The following is a 19591-nucleotide window of genomic DNA, read 5'->3' as shown; positions in this document are numbered from 1 at the left end:
TCGATGTAAAGCTTTGGGTGTGTTTTTTCAAAATATTATGCAAATTTTGTTGTAACTTGTGGAAAATACCTGTAAAATTTTCCTATGAGCCTTTTATGGGACGGTGAAGTAAATGGAAATTACGAAACACTTTTTCTTAAATCTCACCATTTTGATCATTCTTCTATTTTTTTGTGTCATTTTTTTTGAAAAAAGTAAAAAAACAAATTTATCGAAACCATATATTATATTTCTTTCTATTTTTATCCTCTGGTTATTTATTCAATTTTCTTATAATCCTGTTCCCTTTGCTAGATATGATTTAAGAATTATTCCGTTGGTTATTGGTGGATTGTATGTTGGCATTGGTCCAATTCTTGTTGCTGCCGTTATTGTTTTAAGGTTTTTCTATGGAGTCAATTTAGGGTTTTATCAAACATTACTGCTTTATATTCCACTTAGTATCGTTTTATGGAGGCTTTATCCTTGGTTCTCAAAACAAGTTCCTGCTCGCCGAATCCTGATATCAGTGGTTATGGGTATAATCCTTGGAGCCTTAACAGTTTTTGGAATGGAATTTGAAAATACTCAATCCAATTTATTTGATGCACTGTTTGCTTACTTAGTGATCCCCCCTCTTGGTATTGGGATTATTTCTTACTCTATTGAATTTGTCCAAAGAAATATTGAAATGAGGCAACAGTTGATTAAAGCGGAAAAATTAAAAGCTGTTGAACAAATGGGTGCCGCAATATCACATGAAATACGAAACCCGCTAACTGCCGCAAGTGGATTTGTTCAACTACTACAGGATGATTACCTCTCAAGGCAAAAAAGAAAAGAATATCTAATGATTGTTAAAGAAGAATTAATTTCAGTGGAAAGAGTTATACAAGACTACTTAACCTTTGCCAAGCCTTCATTAGAAACGTTTGAAGAACTTAATGTAAAAAGTGAACTTAAACAAATTATTAACATTCTTCAGCCATTAGCAAATCAAAATTCTGTGGAAATTTTGACCGATTTTTCCGTAATAGGTTTCATAAAGGGAGATCAGCAGAAATTTCGCCAATGCTTTGTGAATGTGTTCAAAAATGGAATAGAAGCAATGCAAAATGGCGGATATTTAACAATCACAACAGAGTACTCTCAAAGCAATGTAACCATCCGTGTGAAAGATACTGGAATTGGAATGACAAGTGAACAGCTCGAACGATTAGGAGAACCCTTTTATTCGACAAAAGGGAAAAATGGTACGGGTCTTGGAATGATGGTTGTCTATAGTATTGTACGTGCCATGGATGGAAGCATATGGGTCGAAAGTGAACTTGGATTGGGTACGACCTATCATTTTGAGTTTCCTACTATTTCTTCCATTATAAAAAGTGAATGAAAAAACGACGGGATTAAGTACGCCCGTCGTTTTTTGTGTTTACTTTCCAATAAACATTTGTGACCAATGTTTACCGGTTCCTTCATAGCCGACGCCAATATGAGTAAATTTGGAGCTTAAAATGTTGGCGCGATGTCCAGGACTGTTCATCCAGGCAGTTACGACTTCTTGCGGTGTGCGCTGCCCTTGGGCAATATTTTCACCAGCTGATTTGTATGTCACTCCAAAATCTCTCATCATGTCAAATGGGGACCCATATGTTGGGCTTGTATGAGAAAAATAATTGTTTTGCTGCATATCGAGCGCTTTCTTTTGAGCTACTCCGCTTAATTGATTATCTGCCTTTAATGCAGATAATCCATTTTTACTTCTTTGTGCATTCGTTAAATCAATAACCTGCTGCACATATTGGCTGACTGCCCCAGTAGTTGGTGCTGGAACATGGGTTTGTGCAGGCTGCTTAGGTGCCGGTGTCGGAGCAGTTTGCTTAGGAACTGGTTGTGCCGGCACAGGTGCAGGTGCTGTTTGGCTAGGAGCAGGTGTGGTTACCTTTGGTGTTGGCGTTGTTACATTTGGTGTTGGCGTTGTTACATTTGGTGCCGGCTGTCCAGGTGCCATTCCAGTTGGACCCTGCTGATTTAGAAATGGTTGAATATACGGCTGAATTTGCTGCATCATTCCCGACCAATTGGTAGCCTGGCTTGGATCGAGGCGAACAAATTGATATTTTGCATCTCTCATTAAAACCGCTCTTGTATGTGGATATTGACTGCTATCGAGATTAGTTTGGTAAGCCGAAATCATGTCGTCATTATTTCGTCTGATTTTCCGATTATCAGTAAACAGATTTACATCATCGCGGTCATTGTTATTTCTATTTGTGTAATCCTCGGTAAGCGGTCCATTATGGTCGATTCCATCATCCCTGCCATTACGGACATCGATTATCCGATTATTCTGGTCGGTAACATTCATTCCAACCCGATTTGAAGTTCGATCATTAATATCATTTTTATCATTGTTATTACAAGCAGCAAGTCCCATTGTCAGGAAAGCTGATACAAGTAACCCCACTGGTTTTTTTATCAATTGAAATACCTCCTCTATGCAAAAATTCTCTTGCCTCCTTATTTTTGATTTTTTTAAGGAAAGTATTAATGGTAATAATCGTCTTAATCACATGGTTTTAGCAATAAAAAAAAACAGGTGCAAAAATGCAACTGTTGATGTTAATTATTTAATAAAGGAATTCTTCGTTTGTATTTATTGATAAGTTCAAGATTATGTTCGTCTGCTCCATCAGCATTGCTGCTTTTAAAGATGGGCGGATAAAAGTTGTTTTTTACCATTAATTCAATGGCTTCTACCATGATCCCATTTACAATTGCTGCTCCTACAACTGTTGACCCTGATCCAAAGGATACCTGCAACGCTTCAAGGTCCATAAGCGTATCACCGACCATTATATGATTATCAATGACAACATCTGCAGTATCTGCTAAATAAATCCCTCTCTTATGCCTTGATGATACACTCTTTGTATAAACAATCGAGGTAATTGCAATAACATAGGCGCCTTTTTTCTTGGCAAATTCAGCCACATCAATTGGAACAGGGTTTCTCCCTGAGGTGGAAATCACAATAATCACATCATCTGGTTGAATATCCACATTCCCCATAAATTGGTCTGCAAAATCATTTTTTTTCTCGAATTGAGAGGATCTTACTGCCCCTTTATGGAGCATAACATCTTCAATTAGAATCGGGTTAATAGGCACAAGGCCTCCTGCACGATAAAAGAGTTCTTCGCCAAACATATGGGAGTGGCCGCAGCCAAAAACGTGGACAATTCCATCCTTTTGAATAGACCGAGCGATTTTATGAGCCGCTAGTTGAATATTCCCACTTTCAGCCGTTTCTATCGTGTTTAAAAGATCCTTCAGCTTTTGAAAATAAAGATTAAACATGTTGATTATCTCCATGAAGTTTTTGTTTAACGTTTCATTTGTATCATAAATTTATACCGATCGGCCCGGTATACCGATTTTACATATTCAACAGGGGTGTCATTTTGCAGATAAGTATTTCGTTGAATCAGCAGCACCGGAGCCCCTTTGCTGATTTTTAAAAAATTAGCTTCTTTTTGATTAGCAATCGACGACTCAATAACCTGAGAAGCACTGTCGATCCTCAAATTCAATTGATCTTCAATGTAGGCGTATAAAGATTGATTTACAATCTCATCGGTAAGCCCTTTAATCAAATTTGCTGAAATATAATTGGTTTCTAAAGCCATTGGGACTCCATCTGCAAGCCGAATCCGCTTAATTTCATAAACGGGCCCATGTTCTTGAATGGATAACTGACCAGCGACTTGAATCGATGCAGGAATGATTTCAAAATGAATCAATTGGCTTCCAGGGGTCAGGCCTCTTGATTTCATATCCTCCGTAAAGCTCGTTAACCCTTGTAATGGCTGTTCAATTTTCCGTTCAGCCACAAAGGTTCCTTTTCCCTGCAAACGATGTAAGTATCCTTCGTTCACTAACTGAGTAAAGGCCTGTCTTACTGTCATCCGGCTAATTTGATATTTTTCAGCATACTCTCTTTCAGGTGGCAGAGCATCACCTGGCATTAATTCACCATTTTCAATTAACTCTTTAATATGTTCTTCCAATTGATAATAAAGTGGAATGGGGGAGTTTTTATTAATCATCTCCTACTTACACCTTTCTCGTTTAAACTAGGGCAATTACAGTTTCGCACTTTATTATTAAAAAACTTAACAATGAACCTTTAATCCCGCAACCGCCGCTTTATCTGCAATAATTGTAACACATGGATGTTTTTTCAACACAGATGCAGGGAAACTTTCATTTATTTCTCCATTTAAAAGCTTAAATAATGCCTCTTTTTTGTTTTCACCAGAAACCAAAAGAAGAATTTCTTTACTTTTTAAAATAGAGGATATCCCCATCGTTATTGCTTTTGTCGGCACTTCTTCAATACGATTAAAAAACCTGGCATTGGCATTAATCGTTGACTGTGCTAATTCGACCATATGGGTATTCGAATTAAATGAGGTTCCAGGTTCATTAAACCCTATATGTCCGTTACTGCCAATCCCAAGAATTTGCAAATCAATGCCGCCATGTTTCTCGATTAAATCCTCATAACGCAGGCATTCGGCTTCAAAGTTTATAATATCCCCTCTAGGGACATTTGTTTTACTTTTATTAATATCAATATGATTAAACAGTTGCTCATCCATAAAATAGCGGTAGCTATTCTTGTTGTCGCCTGAAAGACCAACGTATTCATCTAAGTTAAAAGTTGTTACATCTTGATAGGAAGTCCCTTTCTTTTTATGGTCTTCAATTAAATTCTTATAAGTTCCAATAGGTGTGCCACCTGTCGCAAGTCCTAGTTTGATCTTTGGATTATGACAAACCTTATCAATTATATATTCAGCCGCTTTTCGACTCATTTCTGTATAATCTTTCACTTCAATAATTTTCATTGGTAGGACCCTCCTTATTAAAGGCAAGAGTTCCGCGGCAAAAAGTCATATAAACCTCCATATTACCATCAAGGATGACTATATCTGCATCTTTGCCGACGGCGATACTGCCTTTTCGCTCAAAAATATTTAACTGCTTGGCAGGATTTACAGAAGCCATTTCAATGGCTTCTTCTAGTGAACATCCCGTATAGGTTAGGATATTTTTAACGGCATGCCCTAATTTTAAAATGCTTCCGGCTAGTGTTCCGTTTGCCAGAACTGCCTTTCCATCTTTAACCGTAACTTCTTGACCGCCAAGATCGTACATGCCGTTTTTTAAACATTTTGCCCTCATTGAATCAGTAATTAAAATTAAACCATCACTCCGCTTTTGTTTATAAGCAAGATGGACCATTTCTGGGCGAACATGTACTCCATCAACAATTATTTCTGCTTTTAATTCATCATGTAAAAATGCAGCCCCGACTACACCTGGTTCACGGTGATGAAGCCCCCTCATTTGATTGAAGAGATGGGTAACGTGGTTCGCCCCTGCTTCCATTGCATCCACAACCTGTTCATAGGTTGCATCCGTATGGCCAAGGGATGCAATTACACCGTTTTCCTTTAAGTAGCTTATCATTTCAAGTCCGCCTGGTTGCTCAGGAGCTAATGTAACAAGTTTTATCGTTCCATTTGATAGCTTCTGCCACTCTTTAAATAATTCAAGATTAGGGTCAACAATATGCTGTATCGGCTGTGCCCCTGCCATTTTTGCATTTACAAATGGTCCTTCCAGGTGAATGCCCAGTATTTCAGCCGTTCCTGGAGAATGCTGATCTCTGATATATTTTCCAGCAGTTTGTAATGCCTGTTCAATTTGTTTTCCTTCTTGTGTCATTGTAGTAGCCAAAAAACTCGTTGTTCCCTCCTGTGGAAGCGCCCTAACCATTGTATCCAGTGCTTCCTGTGTTGCATCCATGGTATCAGCACCTGCTACTCCATGAATATGGACATCGATGAAGCCTGGAACTGCATTAAAATGACTAGGCAAGTCAATAACGTGATAGCTTTCTTCAATAGTTAGCTCGCTTATGGGTCCCATTTCGATGATTTTTTGGTCTTCTATTTTTATATAGCCATCTTCAATTATTTGGTTATCTGAATAAACCCGTATACCCTTAAGTAAAATAAGATTAACTTTTAGACTCATCTTCAATACTTCCTTTCAGGTTATACCTAAATGTTAGCATCACCATTATATAGTTGTCTATACCAATTTTAACAATGTAAATTGGAAAAAATAATTATTTTCCCTAAAATTAAGGTAATTTTCTTTAAAACGATATCATCTGATAATAAAATTTTTAAAATTGGTATAGACGTCTATAGATATTTAATGGTATATTTACTTTGGAAAAGCGCTTACACCTTGCTTCAACAATTTGATGAAATTATTGATTTTATTGTTTGTTTTTTAAAAATTTTTATAGGAGGTATTATCATGAAGAAATATTTACAAAGAATTGGTCGCTCATTAATGTTACCTGTAGCTGTTTTGCCTGCTGCTGCTATTTTGATGGGTATTGGTTATTGGATCGACCCTACTGGTTGGGGTGCGGATAGTCCGCTTGCAGCTTTCTTAATTAAAGCGGGTGCATCCATTATTGATAATATCCCAATCCTTTTTGCTGTTGGTGTAGCACTTGGAATGGCGAAAGAAAAAGATGGTTCTTCAGCGTTAAGTGGTTTGGTTGCCTACCTGGTTGTGACAACCTTACTTTCCACAGGGTCAGTTGCATTGCTTGAGGGGATTAAACCGGAAGAGGTTGATCCTGCATTTGCAAAAATCGGAAATGCATTTGTTGGTATTCTTTCCGGTATTGTTGCTTCCATGATGTACAATCGCTTTAGCCATGTTAAATTACCAGATGCTTTAGCCTTCTTCTCTGGTAAACGCCTTGTGCCAATCATGACTGCAGTATCTATGCTTATAGTTTCAGCAATTTTATTCTTCTTATGGCCTGTGATTTTTACAGGACTTGTATCATTCGGTAAAGGAATTTCTCATTTAGGTGCTTTTGGCGCAGGTTTATATGGATTTTTTAACCGTCTATTGATTCCGACAGGTCTGCACCATGCCTTAAACTCTGTATTCTGGTTTGACGTAGCGGGAATTAATGATATCGGTAATTTCTGGGCTGGAAAAGGAACAAAGGGCGTTACTGGTATGTACCAAGCAGGATTCTTCCCTGTCATGATGTTTGGTTTACCAGCTGCAGCATTAGCGATGTACCATACTGCTAAAGACAAAAAGAAAAAGACTGTTGCATCCTTAATGTTGGCAGCAGGTTTCGCAGCATTCTTTACTGGCGTAACAGAGCCAATTGAATTTGCCTTTATGTTTGTTGCTCCAATGCTATATGTAGTACATGCTGTTTTAACAGGTATTTCATTAGCAATTGCTGCTGCATTCCACTGGACAGCAGGGTTTGGTTTTAGTGCAGGTTTAGTTGACTTTGTTTTAAGTTCAAGATTGCCGTTAGCAAACCATCCTTATATGTTGCTAGTTCAAGGTTTAGTGTTTGCCGTTATCTATTATTTCTTATTCAGATTTATCATTACGAAATTTAACTTAATGACTCCGGGACGCGAAGAAGATGATGAGGAATCTTCTGATGTTAACGTTCCAACAGGTGATAGCAAGTTTGCCGTAATGGCAGCACAGATTTATGAAGGATTAGGCGGAGACGCTAATGTTACTTCTGTCGACAATTGTGTAACCCGCTTAAGAATGGAAGTCAAAGACATGAACACCGTCGATCAACAAAAAATAAAAGCGACTGGTGTACCTGGAATTAATATAGTCGGGAAGCAAAGTATTCAAGTTATCGTAGGAACCAATGTCCAATTTGTCGCAGACGAAATTTCAAAACTTCGTCATAATCCAAATGCTATGAAGAAAATTGATACAAACAAAGATCATTTCGTAGTTCCGGTGGAAGTTAATGGACTCGCACCACTTTCTGAAAAGGACTTTGTAATGCCAATCGAAGGGGAAATTATCCCGATAACTGAAGTGCCAGACCAAGTTTTCTCGCAAAAAATGATGGGAGATGGATTTGGTATTGTCCCTTCAAAAGGTACAGTTGTTTCTCCAGTTGACGGTGAAATCATGAACGTTTTCCCTACAAAGCATGCAATCGGAATCAAATCTAAGCAAGGCCATGAAATCCTGATTCATATTGGCTTGGATACGGTCAATTTAAAAGGTGAAGGCTTTAAAGTACTTGTAAAAGAAGGGCAGCAAGTAACTAAAGGGCAGGAAATCCTGAACTTTGATCTAGAATTCATTAAGAAATCAGTACCATCCGCTGTAACGCCAGTTATCTTTACTAATTTAAGCAAATTAAATGTAAAGAAACAAGGACACTCTTCCCAAGGCGAAAGCGGCATTCTATCAATCGAATAGGATGAAAAACGACAGGTGTCAGGCACCTGTCGTTTTTGTTATGCATATTGTTTTGATTCTTCTTTTTGAAAAAAGCTTTTCATGGCATGAAATACGTCTGCTTTTTGTTTTAGGATATAGTAGCGGAAACGCTCATCCTTGATGTTTTTGTAGGCGGACATTAAGGTCGAATGGCGATTGTATTGATTTACTTCTCCGTACCCAAACATATTGGATACTTTCATTAATTCTTCAACTAGCTTTACACATCGGGCATTATCCGATGTAAGATTATCACCGTCTGAAAAGTGGAATGGGTAAATGTTGAACTTACGCGGATTGTATTTGGCGTCAATAATCTCCAGGGCTTTGCGGTATGCGGATGAACAAATCGTTCCACCGCTTTCTCCTTTCGAGAAGAAGTCTTCTTCAGAAACTACTTTTGCTTCAGTATGATGGGCGATAAATTCAATTTCAACTGTTTCATACTTGGTTCGTAAAAACCTGGTCATCCAGAAGAAGAAACTCCGGGCCATATATTTTTCCCATATTCCCATGGATCCACTCGTATCCATCATCGCGATAACTACCGCTTTTGAATCTGGTTTGACCACTTCATTCCAGGTCTTAAATTTCAAATCATCCTGGTAAATCGGATGGAATGCTGGCTTTCCGCTCATGGCATTCCGCTTAAAAGCAGACATCATCGTCCGTTTCTTATCGATGTTCCCCATCAGCCCTGTTTTACGGATATCATTGAATTCAATGTTTTCAACAAGATGTTCCTGCTCTTCTTTTTTCTTAAGATTTGGAAGCTCTAGCTGTTTAAATAAAGCTTCCTCTAGTTCCATTAAAGATACCTCAGCTTCAAAATAATCCTCGCCTGCCTGATCCCCTGCTCCCTGCCCTTTACCGGGAGCTTTTTGCCCGCTGGAACCGTCACGTGCTACTACGTCACCGACTTGACTGTCACCGTCACCTTGGCCCACGTGTTTGTTTTTGTCATAATTATACCGAATTTTATATTCGTCCAATGAACGAATCGGGATTTTTACTACATCTCGACCATTAGACATAATTATGCTCTCTTCTGTAATTAAGTCTGGAAGATTGTTTCGAATTGCCTCCTGGACTTTTTCCTGATGCCGCTGCTGGTCATCGTGGCCTTTACGGTGGAGGGACCAATCTTCTCTTGAAATGACAAATTGATGGTTATTATCTGACAATGTAAACCCCTCCTTATGAAATTATAAATTTTTTCAAAATGCACACATTTTTTATCAAATACATACAATATCCCGAATAAAAAAATCAGATAAAATATGGATTACTTTATCCTATGCAGAAACCTCGAATAATTTACAAATAATTTTGACAATTGGGTATTTGCCTATAAAAATAGGAAAAAAACGGACTGGCAGTCATTCTACCAGTCCAAGATCTTTTATCTGTTTAATAAACTTCCAACATAGCGGAGCAATTCATTGGCTGATGTCGAATTATAGCCATGTTCATCAATTAAGCGTTCCACCACATTATTGATTTTTTTCAACTGCTGCTCATCTGGGGTTTTTGTAGAAGTTGTTATTTTGACAACGTCTTTCAAATCAGCAAACAACTTTTTCTGAATCGCTTCACGGAGTCGATCATGGGAATTATAATCAAAACGCTTGCCTTTTCTTGCAAAAGCAGAGATTCTAATTAAAATTTCCTCCCTGAAGGCTTTCTTTGCATTTTCAGAAATACCAATTTGTTCTTCAATAGAACGCATTAATTTTTCATCTGGATTGATTTCTTCTCCTGTTAACGGATCACGTAGCTTCGCTTTATTGCAATACGCTTCGACGTTATCAAGGTAATTGTCCATAAGTGTTTTAGCTGATTCTTCATAAGAATACACAAAGGCTTTTTGCACTTCATTCTTAGCAATATTGTCATACTCTTTCCGTGCTAGGGAGATATAATTCATATATCGTTCACGGAGTTCTGCCGTGATAGATGGGTGTTGATCGAGACCATCCTTTAATGACCGTAAAACGTCAAGGGCATTTATCGAAGGAACTTCTTTACGAATGATAGTGGAAGAAATCCTGTTAATTACATAACGCGGATCGATACCGCTCATCCCTTCATCCGGATATTCTTTCTTAAGCTCTTCTACATCTGCCCTATTAAAGCCTTCCACACTTTCACCATCATAAAGGCGCATTTTCTTAACCAAATCAATATCACCTTTTTTAGGGTCCTTTAACCTGGTAAGTATCGTAAACATCGCAGCAACTCTTAAGGTATGCGGTGCAATATGAACATCCGAAACATCACTTTCTCGAATCATTTTTTCATAGATTCGCTCTTCTTGGGAGACCTTTAAATTATAAGGTATCGGCATGACAATGATCCTAGAATGCAAGGCTTCATTCTTCTTATTGGAGATAAAGGAACGATATTCAGTCTCGTTCGTGTGCGCTACTATTAACTCATCAGCACTGATGAGTGCAAATCTGCCTGCCTTAAAATTACCTTCCTGAGTTAAGGACAACAAATGCCAGAGGAATTTTTCATCACATTTCAGCATCTCCTGAAATTCCATCATCCCACGGTTTGCTTTATTCAGTTCACCGTCAAAGCGGTAGGCTCGCGGATCTGATTCTGAACCAAATTCAGCAATCGTTGAAAAATCAATACTACCTGTTAAATCCGCAATATCCTGTGATTTCGGGTCAGATGGACTAAAGGTTCCAATTCCTGTCCGTTTGTCTTCTGAGAAAAAGATTCTCTCGACTAGCACGTCTTCAATTCTTCCGCCATATTCCTGTTCAAGCCGCATCATATTTAATGGCGAAAGGTTTCCTTCAATTCGAATTCCATACTCTTCATAGAAATCCGCCCGCAAATGATGTGGAATTAAATGCAGTGGATCCTCATGCATCGGGCAGCCCTTAATGGCAAATACAGACCCTCTTGCTGTATGAGAGTAGCTTTCTAAACCTCTTTTCAGCATTGTTACAAGTGTGGATTTTCCTCCACTCACTGGACCCATTAATAATAAAATACGTTTTCTAACGTCTAGCCTTTTGGCGGCTGGGTGGAAGTATTCTTCAACAAGTCGCTCTAATGCTTCTTCTAAGCCAAATAATTGATTACTAAAGAAATTGTACTTCTTCGTCCCTTTTTCTTCTTCAATTCCTGCATCCTTAATCATATTATAAACTCGAGAATGTGCAGATTGTGCTACCCATGGCTTTTCCTTCAACATCAATAGATAATCAGCGAATGATCCTTCCCAACGCAGTTTTTCCTCTTCTTCTCGATACATCTCGATTTTTTTTAAAATATCCATAAGGCCCTCCCCCTGTAGCTTAATCAGAGACGATTAATATACTCTATGCACGTTGTCTATTGAACATGCGTACCCAAGATGAGATACTGTCTATCTTTTTTGTTTCGATAAAAGGAATATTGCACTTTTCATTTTTAAAAGTTAGGCTATAATAAAGCTATATGAATTAAAAATGATAAAATGTATGACGAAGGGGGCAATACATAACATGAACACTTTCATCGTAATTTTAGTTTTTGTTGTATTTTTAGCAGCAATCTTCACTGCAGGATATAATGACAAACCAGGAACAAAATAAATTAATCCTTCCATACAAAAGGGCTGCTAATTTTTCTAGCAGCCCTTTTTTCATCGTAAGTCCAATTTATTCTTTTGAATAAACTCCTTCATATACATTCTATTTTGTTTTTCAAGCATTTTGCCCATCTGCTCTGTCCAGCGGTCTCTTCTTTTTCCGCCTGTTCTTTGATTATAGTAGTTAGAAATCAGATCATCATATTCTTCAAGCTGACGGTCATAAATTTCTGGATCTTGTTCATATTCGTCCTCATGGTAAATATGTTCAAACGGAAGCCTTGGTTTTCGGTCTGTCTGTTTTGTGGGATATCCAACAGCTAGTCCAAACAAAGGAATTACACGCTCTGGTGTTTTTAATACCTTTTGAACCTCTTCCAGCTGATTGCGAATACCACCTATGTAACAAATTCCTAGTCCCAGAGATTCCGCAGCAATAGCGGCATTTTGTGCTGCTAGCGAAGCATCGATGAGAGAAACCATAAATTTCTCCGTACTTTCAATCGATAGGCTCACATCTTTTTGTTCTTTTTCTCCAATAAGGGTATGGCGAAACAGGTCTGCACAAAAAACAAAAAAATGTCCGTTTTTCTCTACATATTCTTGGTTGCCTGCTAGTTCAGCTAACTTTCTTTTCTTCTCCTTATCCTTTACACCAATGATTGAGTAAGCTTGAATAAAGCTTGAGGTTGATGCTGATTGGGCACACGATACAATTGTCCTGATTTGCTCGTTAGTTAAAGGCTTGTCCTCAAAGTGCCGGAGTGAGCGATGATTAAGAATGGTTTCAATAACGTTGTTCATATCTTTGTTCCTTTCTATAAACGAAAGGAGGTCCCTAATAATAGGCCTCCTTTGTTTACTTTAAATGGGCATAGTCTTGCTGGCGCAGTGCTTCATAAATTAGTATTGCTGCTGTATTGGAGAGGTTTAGTGAGCGAATGTTTTCATTCATTGGAATCCTTAAACTAACCTCTTTATTTTTTTCAATAACGTCCTTTGGAAGACCCGTCGTTTCACGCCCAAAGATAAAATAATAATCTTTCTCTGGATTGCTGTAATCAAAACTACTATGCGGCTTTTGTCCAAATTTTGTTAGGTAGAAAAATTCCCCGCCAGCATTTTTTTCGTAAAACTCCTCTAATGAATCATAATATACAATATTTACATGCTCCCAATAATCCAAGCCCGCTCTTTTTAACATCTTATCATCTGTTGAAAAGCCGAGTGGCCGAATCAAATGTAAATTGGTATCGGTTCCTGCACAAGTTCTGGCAATATTTCCTGTATTAGATGGGATTTGTGGTTGATATAGTACTACATGTATGGACACGAATTTCACCTCAGATAAATAACTCTATAAAAAATTATACCACTATGTTGACTGCTTTCAACATTAGTGCCTCAATCGAGGATATGGTAAAACTTATATTTAATATTCGGTGTATAGGCTGAAGAATCCTCATATGCCCAATATCTCATTCGGCTATTGTACGTGTGTGCATTAACTAACGGCATTCCATTTGCATCCTTAGCCGTGATAATCGTATTGTGGTTGAACCTGCCATCCCCTTCAAAATCATAGCAAATTACATCTCCTAATACCAATTGGTCAGGACTACTAACTTGCTTTGCCCTTAAACCGATTGTTGAGTTAGATAAATACAATCTTAATGAGTTAGCAATGGCCCAACTAAAACTCCAGTTATGATTTTGCATCCACCATCCAGCACCACGGCTCGGGTAGCCTCTCATAGGCGCTCCGCCTACATGGAGACATTGGGAGATAAAATTCGTACAATCATTTTCAAACTTTTTATAGGCAGGATTATAGCTATTCCACCAGCGTTCAGCATATTGAATTGCTTTTAAGCGGTTATATTGAAAACTTAAGCGGTCATGGTTATCAGCAATGAAAGGCTGAGAATCCCCCACATGTAGGGATCCATTTTCTACAGGCTTTATCTCCCCATCCATTATTAATGTTTCCTTATAAAATTTGGCTAATCTTTCTTCAACTTCTTCCTCCATGTAAAGATTGCCTTTTTGTTTAATTAAATATTGATAATGTGCATTGTATCTTATAGATTGGAATTCCTCTTCATTCGTTTTTTCGATAATCCTTCCAGCTGCCTTCACTTTCACGATTTCTGCAGACCTTTTTGCTAATGATTCTAGTTTCCTCTCTGCTTTTGAAAAATAATCCTTAGGACTTCTATGGTTCGCAACAAATTGCTGTGCCCTTTTTTCAAATAGTTCCTGAAGAATTTCACGCATTTTCTTCACCCCTTTCCTTTCATACATATGAAAGAAGATGAAAAAAAAGAGCGAAACCCTTTGGCCGCTCCGATAGATCAATTTTTAAAGCTTAATCCTTTTTCAATCTCAATTTGCACTTCTATGTCGGTTTCCTGCTCTTTTGCCTTTTTCAATGCTGCATTTGCGGTTTCACCGCCAATTTTACCAAGTGCCCAGGCTGTCGTCCCTTTTATTGCAGCGCTTGGTTCATTTTCTAAAATGGTAATTAAATCGGGGACTGCCGTTTCATCCTTAAAATGGGCAAGAGCGATAATGGCATTCCGTTGAATTGGCTTTTTCCCTCTCCACGATCCTGCTACAGAACCAAACTGATTTTTAAATTCACGGTTACTTAATTTTAATATCGGTCTTAATAATGGTTTTGCAATCTCAAGGTCTGGCTCCATTTCTTTATGAAAATGAAAGTTTTTTCCCTTATTATGAGGACAAGCTGTTTGGCAGGAGTCACAGCCATAAATGCGATTTCCAATCTTTTCTCTAAACTCATCTGGAATAATTCCTTTTGTTTGCGTTAAAAATGAAATACAACGTTGTGCATTAATTTGCCCTCCCTGGATCAATGCACCTGTTGGGCAGGCTTCCAAACATTTTGTGCAGGTCCCACATTGATCTTCTATTGGTGTATCTGGCACAAATGGGATGCTGGTAATCATTTCACCTAAATAAACATAGGAGCCAAATTCAGGGGTGATAATGGCGCAGTTTTTCCCGCTCCAGCCAATTCCTGCTCTTTCTGCAACCGCACGATCTGAGAGCTCGCCTGTATCGACCATTGATTTTAAACGAGCTTCCGGTACCTTTGATAAAATAAACTCTTCCAGCTTTTGGAGCCTGTCTTTGAGAATATGATGATAATCCAGGCCCCATGAAGCCCTGCTAAAAATCCCTCTTCTTTCTCCCTTTTTACTTTCAACCCGTTCATTCATTTTGGAAGGATATGCGAGGGCAATCGAAATAATGGATCTAGGTTCTTCCAGAAGATTAGATGGATTAACTCGTTTCTCAATATCAGGCTCTTCAAAACCAGATTGGTATCCAAGTTCTTGTTGTTTTGTTAGTCGATTTTTCAACTCAGTGAATGGGTCAGCGCTAGTAAAACCGATTTTATCAATACCGATTTCTTTACTGTAAGCAATAAGTTCCTCTTTCAATTTGTTAATCTCCACTTTTTTCCCCACCCTTCCCGAATATTGATCTATTTTAGAGGTCGTTTAATTATTGTTAGGACATCACTTTATGATAAACTATTTTCAATGATTTTTGGAGGTGGGAATGTTGGAAATTCAAGTTTCATCAGACCTTTTCATGGAGATTCCTAATTTTAAATTAGGCGTTATCGAATATAAGGGGATTACGGTTGGTGATTCACCACAAATGCTTAAGGGACGACTCCAGATGTTTCAGGAGTCTATATTTTTTGAATTAGAGGATAAAACGGTAACGGATTTTCCCGGCATTAAAGAATGGCGTTCTATTTTTAAAAAGCTTGGCAAGGATCCAAATCGGTACCGTCCTTCTGCGGAGGCTCTTTTCAAGAGGATTCAAAAGCAAAATTATCTTTCATCTGTTCAAAGTGCAATTGATATTAATAATTTTTTCTCGTTACAATATCAAGTTCCTATCGGTATTTACGATCTGGATTGTTTGGAAGGACCTGTGGAGGTTCGGGTAGGTGTGGAGGGCCAGGAGTACATTGGATTAAATGGTCGCTCTAATTCATTGGACCGGCTTATAATAGCATCTGATTTGATTGGACCGTTTGGGAGTCCTTTCGTTGATTCTGTAAGAACACCAGTAACCTTAGATACCAAAAATGCTCTTCAAATTATTTATTTGAGACCATCAACAGATTTGGAAAATGCTAATAGACTGACGGAATCGTTAATGAATATGTTTATTCAAATACACGGCGGAGAAGGTACGTTTCGAGTTTTGGGTTGATAATAAAAAAACGCAATGCATCGTTCTCCATTGAAACGGTACACTGCGTTAGTTAATATGTATGGAGCGGGTGATGAGAATCGAACTCACAACATCAGCTTGGAAGGCTGAGGTTTTACCACTAAACTACACCCGCATTTATATACAAGATTTAAATATCGTGTTGACTTTTATAATATTAAACCCAATTCTTCATAAAGTCAAGTGATATCTGCAGTTTTTGTCGAATAAAATAGAAAAACATAATTTATGGGAAACAACATGCGTTCATAGTGCCCAGGACTTACTAAAAAGTAATCCTCCGGGCACTATCAATGGCTCAGAGTGCCCGGTGCTGTACTCAAACATGTCTCCCAATCCAATTGATAATATCAGCATAAACATCTTCTTTATTCGTTTCATTCAATATCTCATGACGAGCACCTTCATACAACTGATAAGTTACATCTTCAATTCCTGCCTGTTGATATGCCTTAAATGTTTTCAAAACACCTTTGGCATTACTTCCAACAGGATCTTCCCTGCCAGAAATTAAGAAGATTGGTAATTTAGTAGGAATCATCTTAAGGTTTTCTGGTTTATTAATGGATTCAATTCCTGTAAGTAAATCATTAAAGAAACCTGAAGTGAATATTCCACCACACATAGGATCCTCAATATACTTATCAACTTCTCGGTCTTCCCTACTTAACCAATCAAATTCTGTACGGGTGGGTTTGAAACCTTTATTATAACTTCCAAACGTCAAATTATTTAACAGTGAGCTAGGTGTCTGAGGTCCCTTCTTTCTCATTTCCCTTGCAGCAATTAGCTGGCCGATTTTCCCCATGATTCCAGGATTACCACCAGTCCCACTCAATATTACACCAGCTAGATTATCCCCATATAACTGAATATACCGTCTTGATAAAAATGAACCCATACTATGCCCAAATAAAATAATTGGGACATCGGGATATTCTTTTTCTATTCTGGTGGTGAGTAGATGCATATCGCGTACTACTTTTTCAAATCCCTGCTCATCTGCAAAATAGCCGCTGCAATTATTTAATTGAGCAGTTATTCCATGTCCACGATGATCATTGCCATATACAATGAAGTTATGGGAAACTAATTCGTTTGCAAAATTATCATAACGCTCTATATGCTCGGCCATTCCATGAGCAATTTGAATAATTGCATTTGGCCTTGTTTTACTTTCTGAATCCCATTTTCTCGTAAAAATTTCAACACCATCATCTGATTTAAAGGTAAATGATTTCATGGCACCCATCCTTTATACGAGTGTTTATTATAGAAAAAAACTCCCGCATTTGCTCATTATAAAGAACATTGTGTGAGTCTCGTTTTCTCTTAAACATTAATAAACTTAACCTGAATATAAAAGAGGGATAAAAAATTGTCAATTACTTTTGAAATTTAGATACAATCCAAAATAAAAAACGCTTCTCATAAAAATGAGAAACGTTTTTGTGATACCGGTGGTCGGGGTCGAACCGACACTCCAGAGGAACACGATTTTGAGTCGTGCGCGTCTGCCAATTCCGCCACACCGGCGTAATGAAATTGTTTTAATAAAGCTAATGCCGAGGACCGGAATCGAACCGGTACGGTAGTCACCTACCGCAGGATTTTAAGTCCTGTGCGTCTGCCAGTTCCGCCACCCCGGCTAAATATAATAACCTGTTCTAAACTAAACTAAACATAAAAATTATGGAGGCGGCAACCGGATTCGAACCGGTGGTAAAGGTTTTGCAGACCTCTGCCTTACCACTTGGCTATGCCGCCATATAATTATTGGAGCGGAAGACGGGATTCGAACCCGCGACCCCCACCTTGGCAAGGTGGTGTTCTACCACTGAACTACTTCCGCGAAAATGGCTGGGCTAGCTGGATTTGAACCAACGCATGTCGCAGTCAAAGTGCGATGCCTTACCGCTTGGCTATAGCCCAATGTTAAAACAAATTAGAAATATTTTTATTGAAAATATTATGGGGCGACTGATGGGAATCGAACCCACGAATGCCTGAACCACAATCAGGTGCGTTAACCACTTCGCCACAATCGCCACAATATAATTGGCAGGGGTAGTAGGAATTGAACCCACACCAAAGGTTTTGGAGACCTTCGTTCTACCTTTAAACTATACCCCTATAAATGGTGGAGGGGGACGGATTCGAACCGCCGAACCCGGAGGGAGCGGATTTACAGTCCGCCGCGTTTAGCCACTTCGCTACCCCTCCACATATAATATACACAATACAATTTATGGTGCCAGCAATATAGAATCAAATGGTGGCTCAGGACGGAATCGAACCGCCGACACAAGGATTTTCAGTCCTTTGCTCTACCGACTGAGCTACTGAGCCATATTAAATCAATTTCCTACAATTAATATGAGGTAAGGCCTTTGCTCAAAAGAACTCTCGTTCTTTCTCGCAGATTGCCTCTGAAGCTTAATCGATGATGTAAGCAATCTGCTCTACCGACTGAGCTACTGAGCCATATTAATAAATTCTATTGAGCCATTTCCATTTAAAATGGCGGTCTGGACGGGACTCGAACCCGCGACCTCCTGCGTGACAGGCAGGCATTCTAACCAACTGAACTACCAGACCGTATTGCGGGGACAGGATTTGAACCTGCGACCTTCGGGTTATGAGCCCGACGAGCTACCGGACTGCTCCACCCCGCGACGATTAAAATATTTTATGAATTATGGTGGAGGATGACGGGATCGAACCGCCGACCCTCTGCTTGTAAGGCAGATGCTCTCCCAGCTGAGCTAATCCTCCAAATTTATGAAAGTTATTTGGTGACCCCTACGGGATTCGAACCCGTGTTACCGCCGTGAAAGGGCGGTGTCTTAACCGCTTGACCAAGGGGCCATATCAGTAATTTAAATGGCGGAGAGCAAGGGATTTGAACCCTTGAGACAGGGTTACCCGCCTACACGATTTCCAATCGTGCTCCTTCGGCCACTCGGACAGCTCTCCATATAAATGGCTCCGCAGGTAGGACTCGAACCTACGACCGATCGGTTAACAGCCGATAGCTCTACCACTGAGCTACTGCGGAATAATTATAGTGTAACAGCCTGGCAACGTCCTACTCTCACAGGGGCGCATGCCCCAACTACCATCGGCGCTGAGAAGCTTAACTTCCGTGTTCGGTATGGGAACGGGTGTGACCTTCTCGCCATTATTACCAGACCATTTATACGACACTATTTTATTATAATGTCTTTTTAATATTTTTCAAGAGGTAATTTTAAAAAATTTCATTCCCTCAAAACTAGATAATCCAGAAGAAGTTTGTAAAAACGAGTTCACCTTGTTCATATTGCTATGACTTGGTTAAGTCCTCGAACG

General features: G+C 38.8%; 15 protein-coding genes, 16 tRNA genes, 1 rRNA gene and 1 pseudogene. 4 read left to right on the top strand and 29 right to left on the bottom strand.

The annotated features are described in order from the left end of the window. The first annotated feature begins 112 nt into the window (after positions 1-112). Positions 113-1372, top strand: a complete 1260-nt coding sequence (locus ABES02_RS06775) for an ATP-binding protein (RefSeq protein ID WP_430132427.1) — start codon at positions 113-115, stop codon at positions 1370-1372. Between the two features lie 39 nt (positions 1373-1411). Here ABES02_RS06775 and ABES02_RS06770 read toward each other — a convergent pair whose 3' ends face one another. The 5 genes from ABES02_RS06770 to nagA all read right to left on the bottom strand — a co-directional run bounded on the left by ABES02_RS06770 (position 1412) and on the right by nagA (position 6087). After that, the gene (locus ABES02_RS06770; RefSeq protein WP_430132425.1) at positions 1412-2461 is read right to left on the bottom strand and encodes a CAP domain-containing protein; all 1050 of its coding nucleotides are present in this window, start codon (positions 2459-2461) and stop codon (positions 1412-1414) included. A gap of 140 nt (positions 2462-2601) precedes the next feature. Then, on the bottom strand, positions 2602-3339 hold the full coding sequence (locus tag ABES02_RS06765) for an SIS domain-containing protein (RefSeq protein ID WP_430132423.1): 738 nt from the start codon (positions 3337-3339) through the stop codon (positions 2602-2604). Between the two features lie 26 nt (positions 3340-3365). After that, on the bottom strand, positions 3366-4088 hold the full coding sequence (locus ABES02_RS06760; protein ID WP_430132421.1) for a GntR family transcriptional regulator: 723 nt from the start codon (positions 4086-4088) through the stop codon (positions 3366-3368). Positions 4089-4154: 66 nt separating this feature from the next. Next, a complete protein-coding gene (nagB, locus tag ABES02_RS06755; protein WP_430132419.1) occupies positions 4155-4892 on the bottom strand; it encodes a glucosamine-6-phosphate deaminase in 738 nt (245 codons plus the stop codon). Beyond that, a complete protein-coding gene (gene nagA, locus ABES02_RS06750) occupies positions 4879-6087 on the bottom strand; it encodes an N-acetylglucosamine-6-phosphate deacetylase (protein ID WP_430132417.1) in 1209 nt (402 codons plus the stop codon). Before nagA ends, nagB begins: the two co-directional genes overlap by 14 nt. Before the next feature lie 291 nt (positions 6088-6378). Here nagA and nagE point away from each other — a divergent pair. Beyond that, a pseudogene (nagE, locus tag ABES02_RS06745) lies at positions 6379-7815 on the top strand (N-acetylglucosamine-specific PTS transporter subunit IIBC); the annotation flags it as partial. Between the two features lie 15 nt (positions 7816-7830). After that, the gene (locus ABES02_RS06740) at positions 7831-8346 is read left to right on the top strand and encodes a PTS sugar transporter subunit IIA (protein WP_430132562.1); all 516 of its coding nucleotides are present in this window, start codon (positions 7831-7833) and stop codon (positions 8344-8346) included. 38 nt (positions 8347-8384) lie between these two features. On the opposite strand, the gene yhbH is transcribed toward ABES02_RS06740, so the two are convergent. The 6 genes from yhbH to queG form a co-directional block, all read right to left on the bottom strand. Then, positions 8385-9551, bottom strand: coding sequence for a sporulation protein YhbH (gene yhbH / locus ABES02_RS06735; RefSeq protein WP_430132415.1), 1167 nt, complete (start codon positions 9549-9551; stop codon positions 8385-8387). Between the two features lie 218 nt (positions 9552-9769). Continuing rightward, a complete protein-coding gene (locus ABES02_RS06730) occupies positions 9770-11665 on the bottom strand; it encodes a PrkA family serine protein kinase (protein ID WP_430132413.1) in 1896 nt (631 codons plus the stop codon). A 348-nt stretch (positions 11666-12013) separates the two neighbouring features. Continuing rightward, positions 12014-12763 (bottom strand): oxygen-insensitive NADPH nitroreductase, encoded by a 750-nt coding sequence (nfsA, locus tag ABES02_RS06725; protein WP_430132411.1) that lies wholly within the window; start codon positions 12761-12763, stop codon positions 12014-12016. A 55-nt stretch (positions 12764-12818) separates the two neighbouring features. After that, positions 12819-13292, bottom strand: coding sequence for a tRNA (uridine(34)/cytosine(34)/5-carboxymethylaminomethyluridine(34)-2'-O)-methyltransferase TrmL (trmL, locus tag ABES02_RS06720; protein WP_430132409.1), 474 nt, complete (start codon positions 13290-13292; stop codon positions 12819-12821). A gap of 71 nt (positions 13293-13363) precedes the next feature. Beyond that, positions 13364-14236, bottom strand: coding sequence for an amidase domain-containing protein (locus ABES02_RS06715; RefSeq protein WP_430132407.1), 873 nt, complete (start codon positions 14234-14236; stop codon positions 13364-13366). A gap of 77 nt (positions 14237-14313) precedes the next feature. Continuing rightward, positions 14314-15444, bottom strand: coding sequence for a tRNA epoxyqueuosine(34) reductase QueG (gene queG, locus ABES02_RS06710; protein ID WP_430132405.1), 1131 nt, complete (start codon positions 15442-15444; stop codon positions 14314-14316). Positions 15445-15553: 109 nt separating this feature from the next. Between queG and ABES02_RS06705 the strand changes: the two genes are divergently transcribed. Next, complete coding sequence (locus ABES02_RS06705) at positions 15554-16219, top strand: B3/B4 domain-containing protein (RefSeq protein ID WP_430132560.1); 666 nt, start codon at positions 15554-15556, stop codon at positions 16217-16219. Between the two features lie 62 nt (positions 16220-16281). Here ABES02_RS06705 and ABES02_RS06700 read toward each other — a convergent pair. From ABES02_RS06700 to rrf, 18 genes are all read right to left on the bottom strand, one after another. Then, a tRNA-Gly gene (locus ABES02_RS06700) sits at positions 16282-16355 on the bottom strand. Positions 16356-16559: 204 nt separating this feature from the next. Continuing rightward, positions 16560-17483: a lysophospholipase gene (locus ABES02_RS06695; RefSeq protein WP_430132403.1), complete on the bottom strand. Its 924-nt coding sequence runs from the start codon at positions 17481-17483 to the stop codon at positions 16560-16562. 212 nt (positions 17484-17695) lie between these two features. Next, a tRNA-Leu gene (locus ABES02_RS06690) sits at positions 17696-17776 on the bottom strand. 27 nt (positions 17777-17803) lie between these two features. Further along, a tRNA-Leu gene (locus ABES02_RS06685) sits at positions 17804-17889 on the bottom strand. A gap of 44 nt (positions 17890-17933) precedes the next feature. Further along, positions 17934-18007, bottom strand: a tRNA-Cys gene (locus ABES02_RS06680). A 10-nt stretch (positions 18008-18017) separates the two neighbouring features. Next, positions 18018-18092 (bottom strand) — tRNA-Gly (locus tag ABES02_RS06675). A 5-nt stretch (positions 18093-18097) separates the two neighbouring features. After that, positions 18098-18172 (bottom strand) — tRNA-Gln (locus ABES02_RS06670). 40 nt (positions 18173-18212) lie between these two features. Beyond that, a tRNA-His gene (locus ABES02_RS06665) sits at positions 18213-18288 on the bottom strand. Positions 18289-18299: 11 nt separating this feature from the next. Continuing rightward, positions 18300-18373 (bottom strand) — tRNA-Trp (locus tag ABES02_RS06660). A gap of 5 nt (positions 18374-18378) precedes the next feature. Then, a tRNA-Tyr gene (locus ABES02_RS06655) sits at positions 18379-18463 on the bottom strand. A 50-nt stretch (positions 18464-18513) separates the two neighbouring features. Next, positions 18514-18589 (bottom strand) — tRNA-Phe (locus ABES02_RS06650). Between the two features lie 172 nt (positions 18590-18761). Continuing rightward, a tRNA-Asp gene (locus ABES02_RS06645) sits at positions 18762-18838 on the bottom strand. Between the two features lie 3 nt (positions 18839-18841). Next, positions 18842-18915 (bottom strand) — tRNA-Met (locus tag ABES02_RS06640). A gap of 24 nt (positions 18916-18939) precedes the next feature. Next, positions 18940-19015 (bottom strand) — tRNA-Val (locus tag ABES02_RS06635). A gap of 18 nt (positions 19016-19033) precedes the next feature. Further along, positions 19034-19108: transfer RNA gene (locus ABES02_RS06630), tRNA-Glu, on the bottom strand. A gap of 16 nt (positions 19109-19124) precedes the next feature. Continuing rightward, positions 19125-19216, bottom strand: a tRNA-Ser gene (locus ABES02_RS06625). A gap of 7 nt (positions 19217-19223) precedes the next feature. Next, positions 19224-19298: transfer RNA gene (locus ABES02_RS06620), tRNA-Asn, on the bottom strand. 17 nt (positions 19299-19315) lie between these two features. Then, positions 19316-19432: ribosomal RNA gene (gene rrf / locus ABES02_RS06615) — 5S ribosomal RNA — on the bottom strand. Positions 19433-19591 lie beyond the last annotated feature (159 nt).

This window comes from Neobacillus pocheonensis (assembly GCF_050477905.1).
In the GTDB taxonomy this organism is placed as follows: Bacteria; Bacillota; Bacilli; order Bacillales; family Cytobacillaceae; genus Neobacillus; species Neobacillus pocheonensis_A.
The sequence above is the reverse complement of the archived record's forward strand: the minus strand, read 5'-3'. Positions and strand labels throughout refer to the sequence as shown.

What these genes read in the sequence shown, in the direction of transcription:
- ABES02_RS06775 (WP_430132427.1), top strand. Translation starts at nt 113, where the DNA reads ATGGAAATTACGAAACACTTTTTCTTAAATCTCACCATTTTGATCATT.
- ABES02_RS06765 (WP_430132423.1), bottom strand. Translation starts at nt 3,339, where the DNA reads ATGTTTAATCTTTATTTTCAAAAGCTGAAGGATCTTTTAAACACGATA.
- ABES02_RS06760 (WP_430132421.1), bottom strand. Translation starts at nt 4,088, where the DNA reads ATGATTAATAAAAACTCCCCCATTCCACTTTATTATCAATTGGAAGAA.
- nagB (WP_430132419.1), bottom strand. Translation starts at nt 4,892, where the DNA reads ATGAAAATTATTGAAGTGAAAGATTATACAGAAATGAGTCGAAAAGCG.
- nagA (WP_430132417.1), bottom strand. Translation starts at nt 6,087, where the DNA reads ATGAGTCTAAAAGTTAATCTTATTTTACTTAAGGGTATACGGGTTTAT.
- ABES02_RS06740 (WP_430132562.1), top strand. Translation starts at nt 7,831, where the DNA reads ATGAAGAAAATTGATACAAACAAAGATCATTTCGTAGTTCCGGTGGAA.
- ABES02_RS06730 (WP_430132413.1), bottom strand. Translation starts at nt 11,665, where the DNA reads ATGGATATTTTAAAAAAAATCGAGATGTATCGAGAAGAAGAGGAAAAA.
- nfsA (WP_430132411.1), bottom strand. Translation starts at nt 12,763, where the DNA reads ATGAACAACGTTATTGAAACCATTCTTAATCATCGCTCACTCCGGCAC.
- ABES02_RS06715 (WP_430132407.1), bottom strand. Translation starts at nt 14,236, where the DNA reads ATGCGTGAAATTCTTCAGGAACTATTTGAAAAAAGGGCACAGCAATTT.
- ABES02_RS06695 (WP_430132403.1), bottom strand. Translation starts at nt 17,483, where the DNA reads ATGAAATCATTTACCTTTAAATCAGATGATGGTGTTGAAATTTTTACG.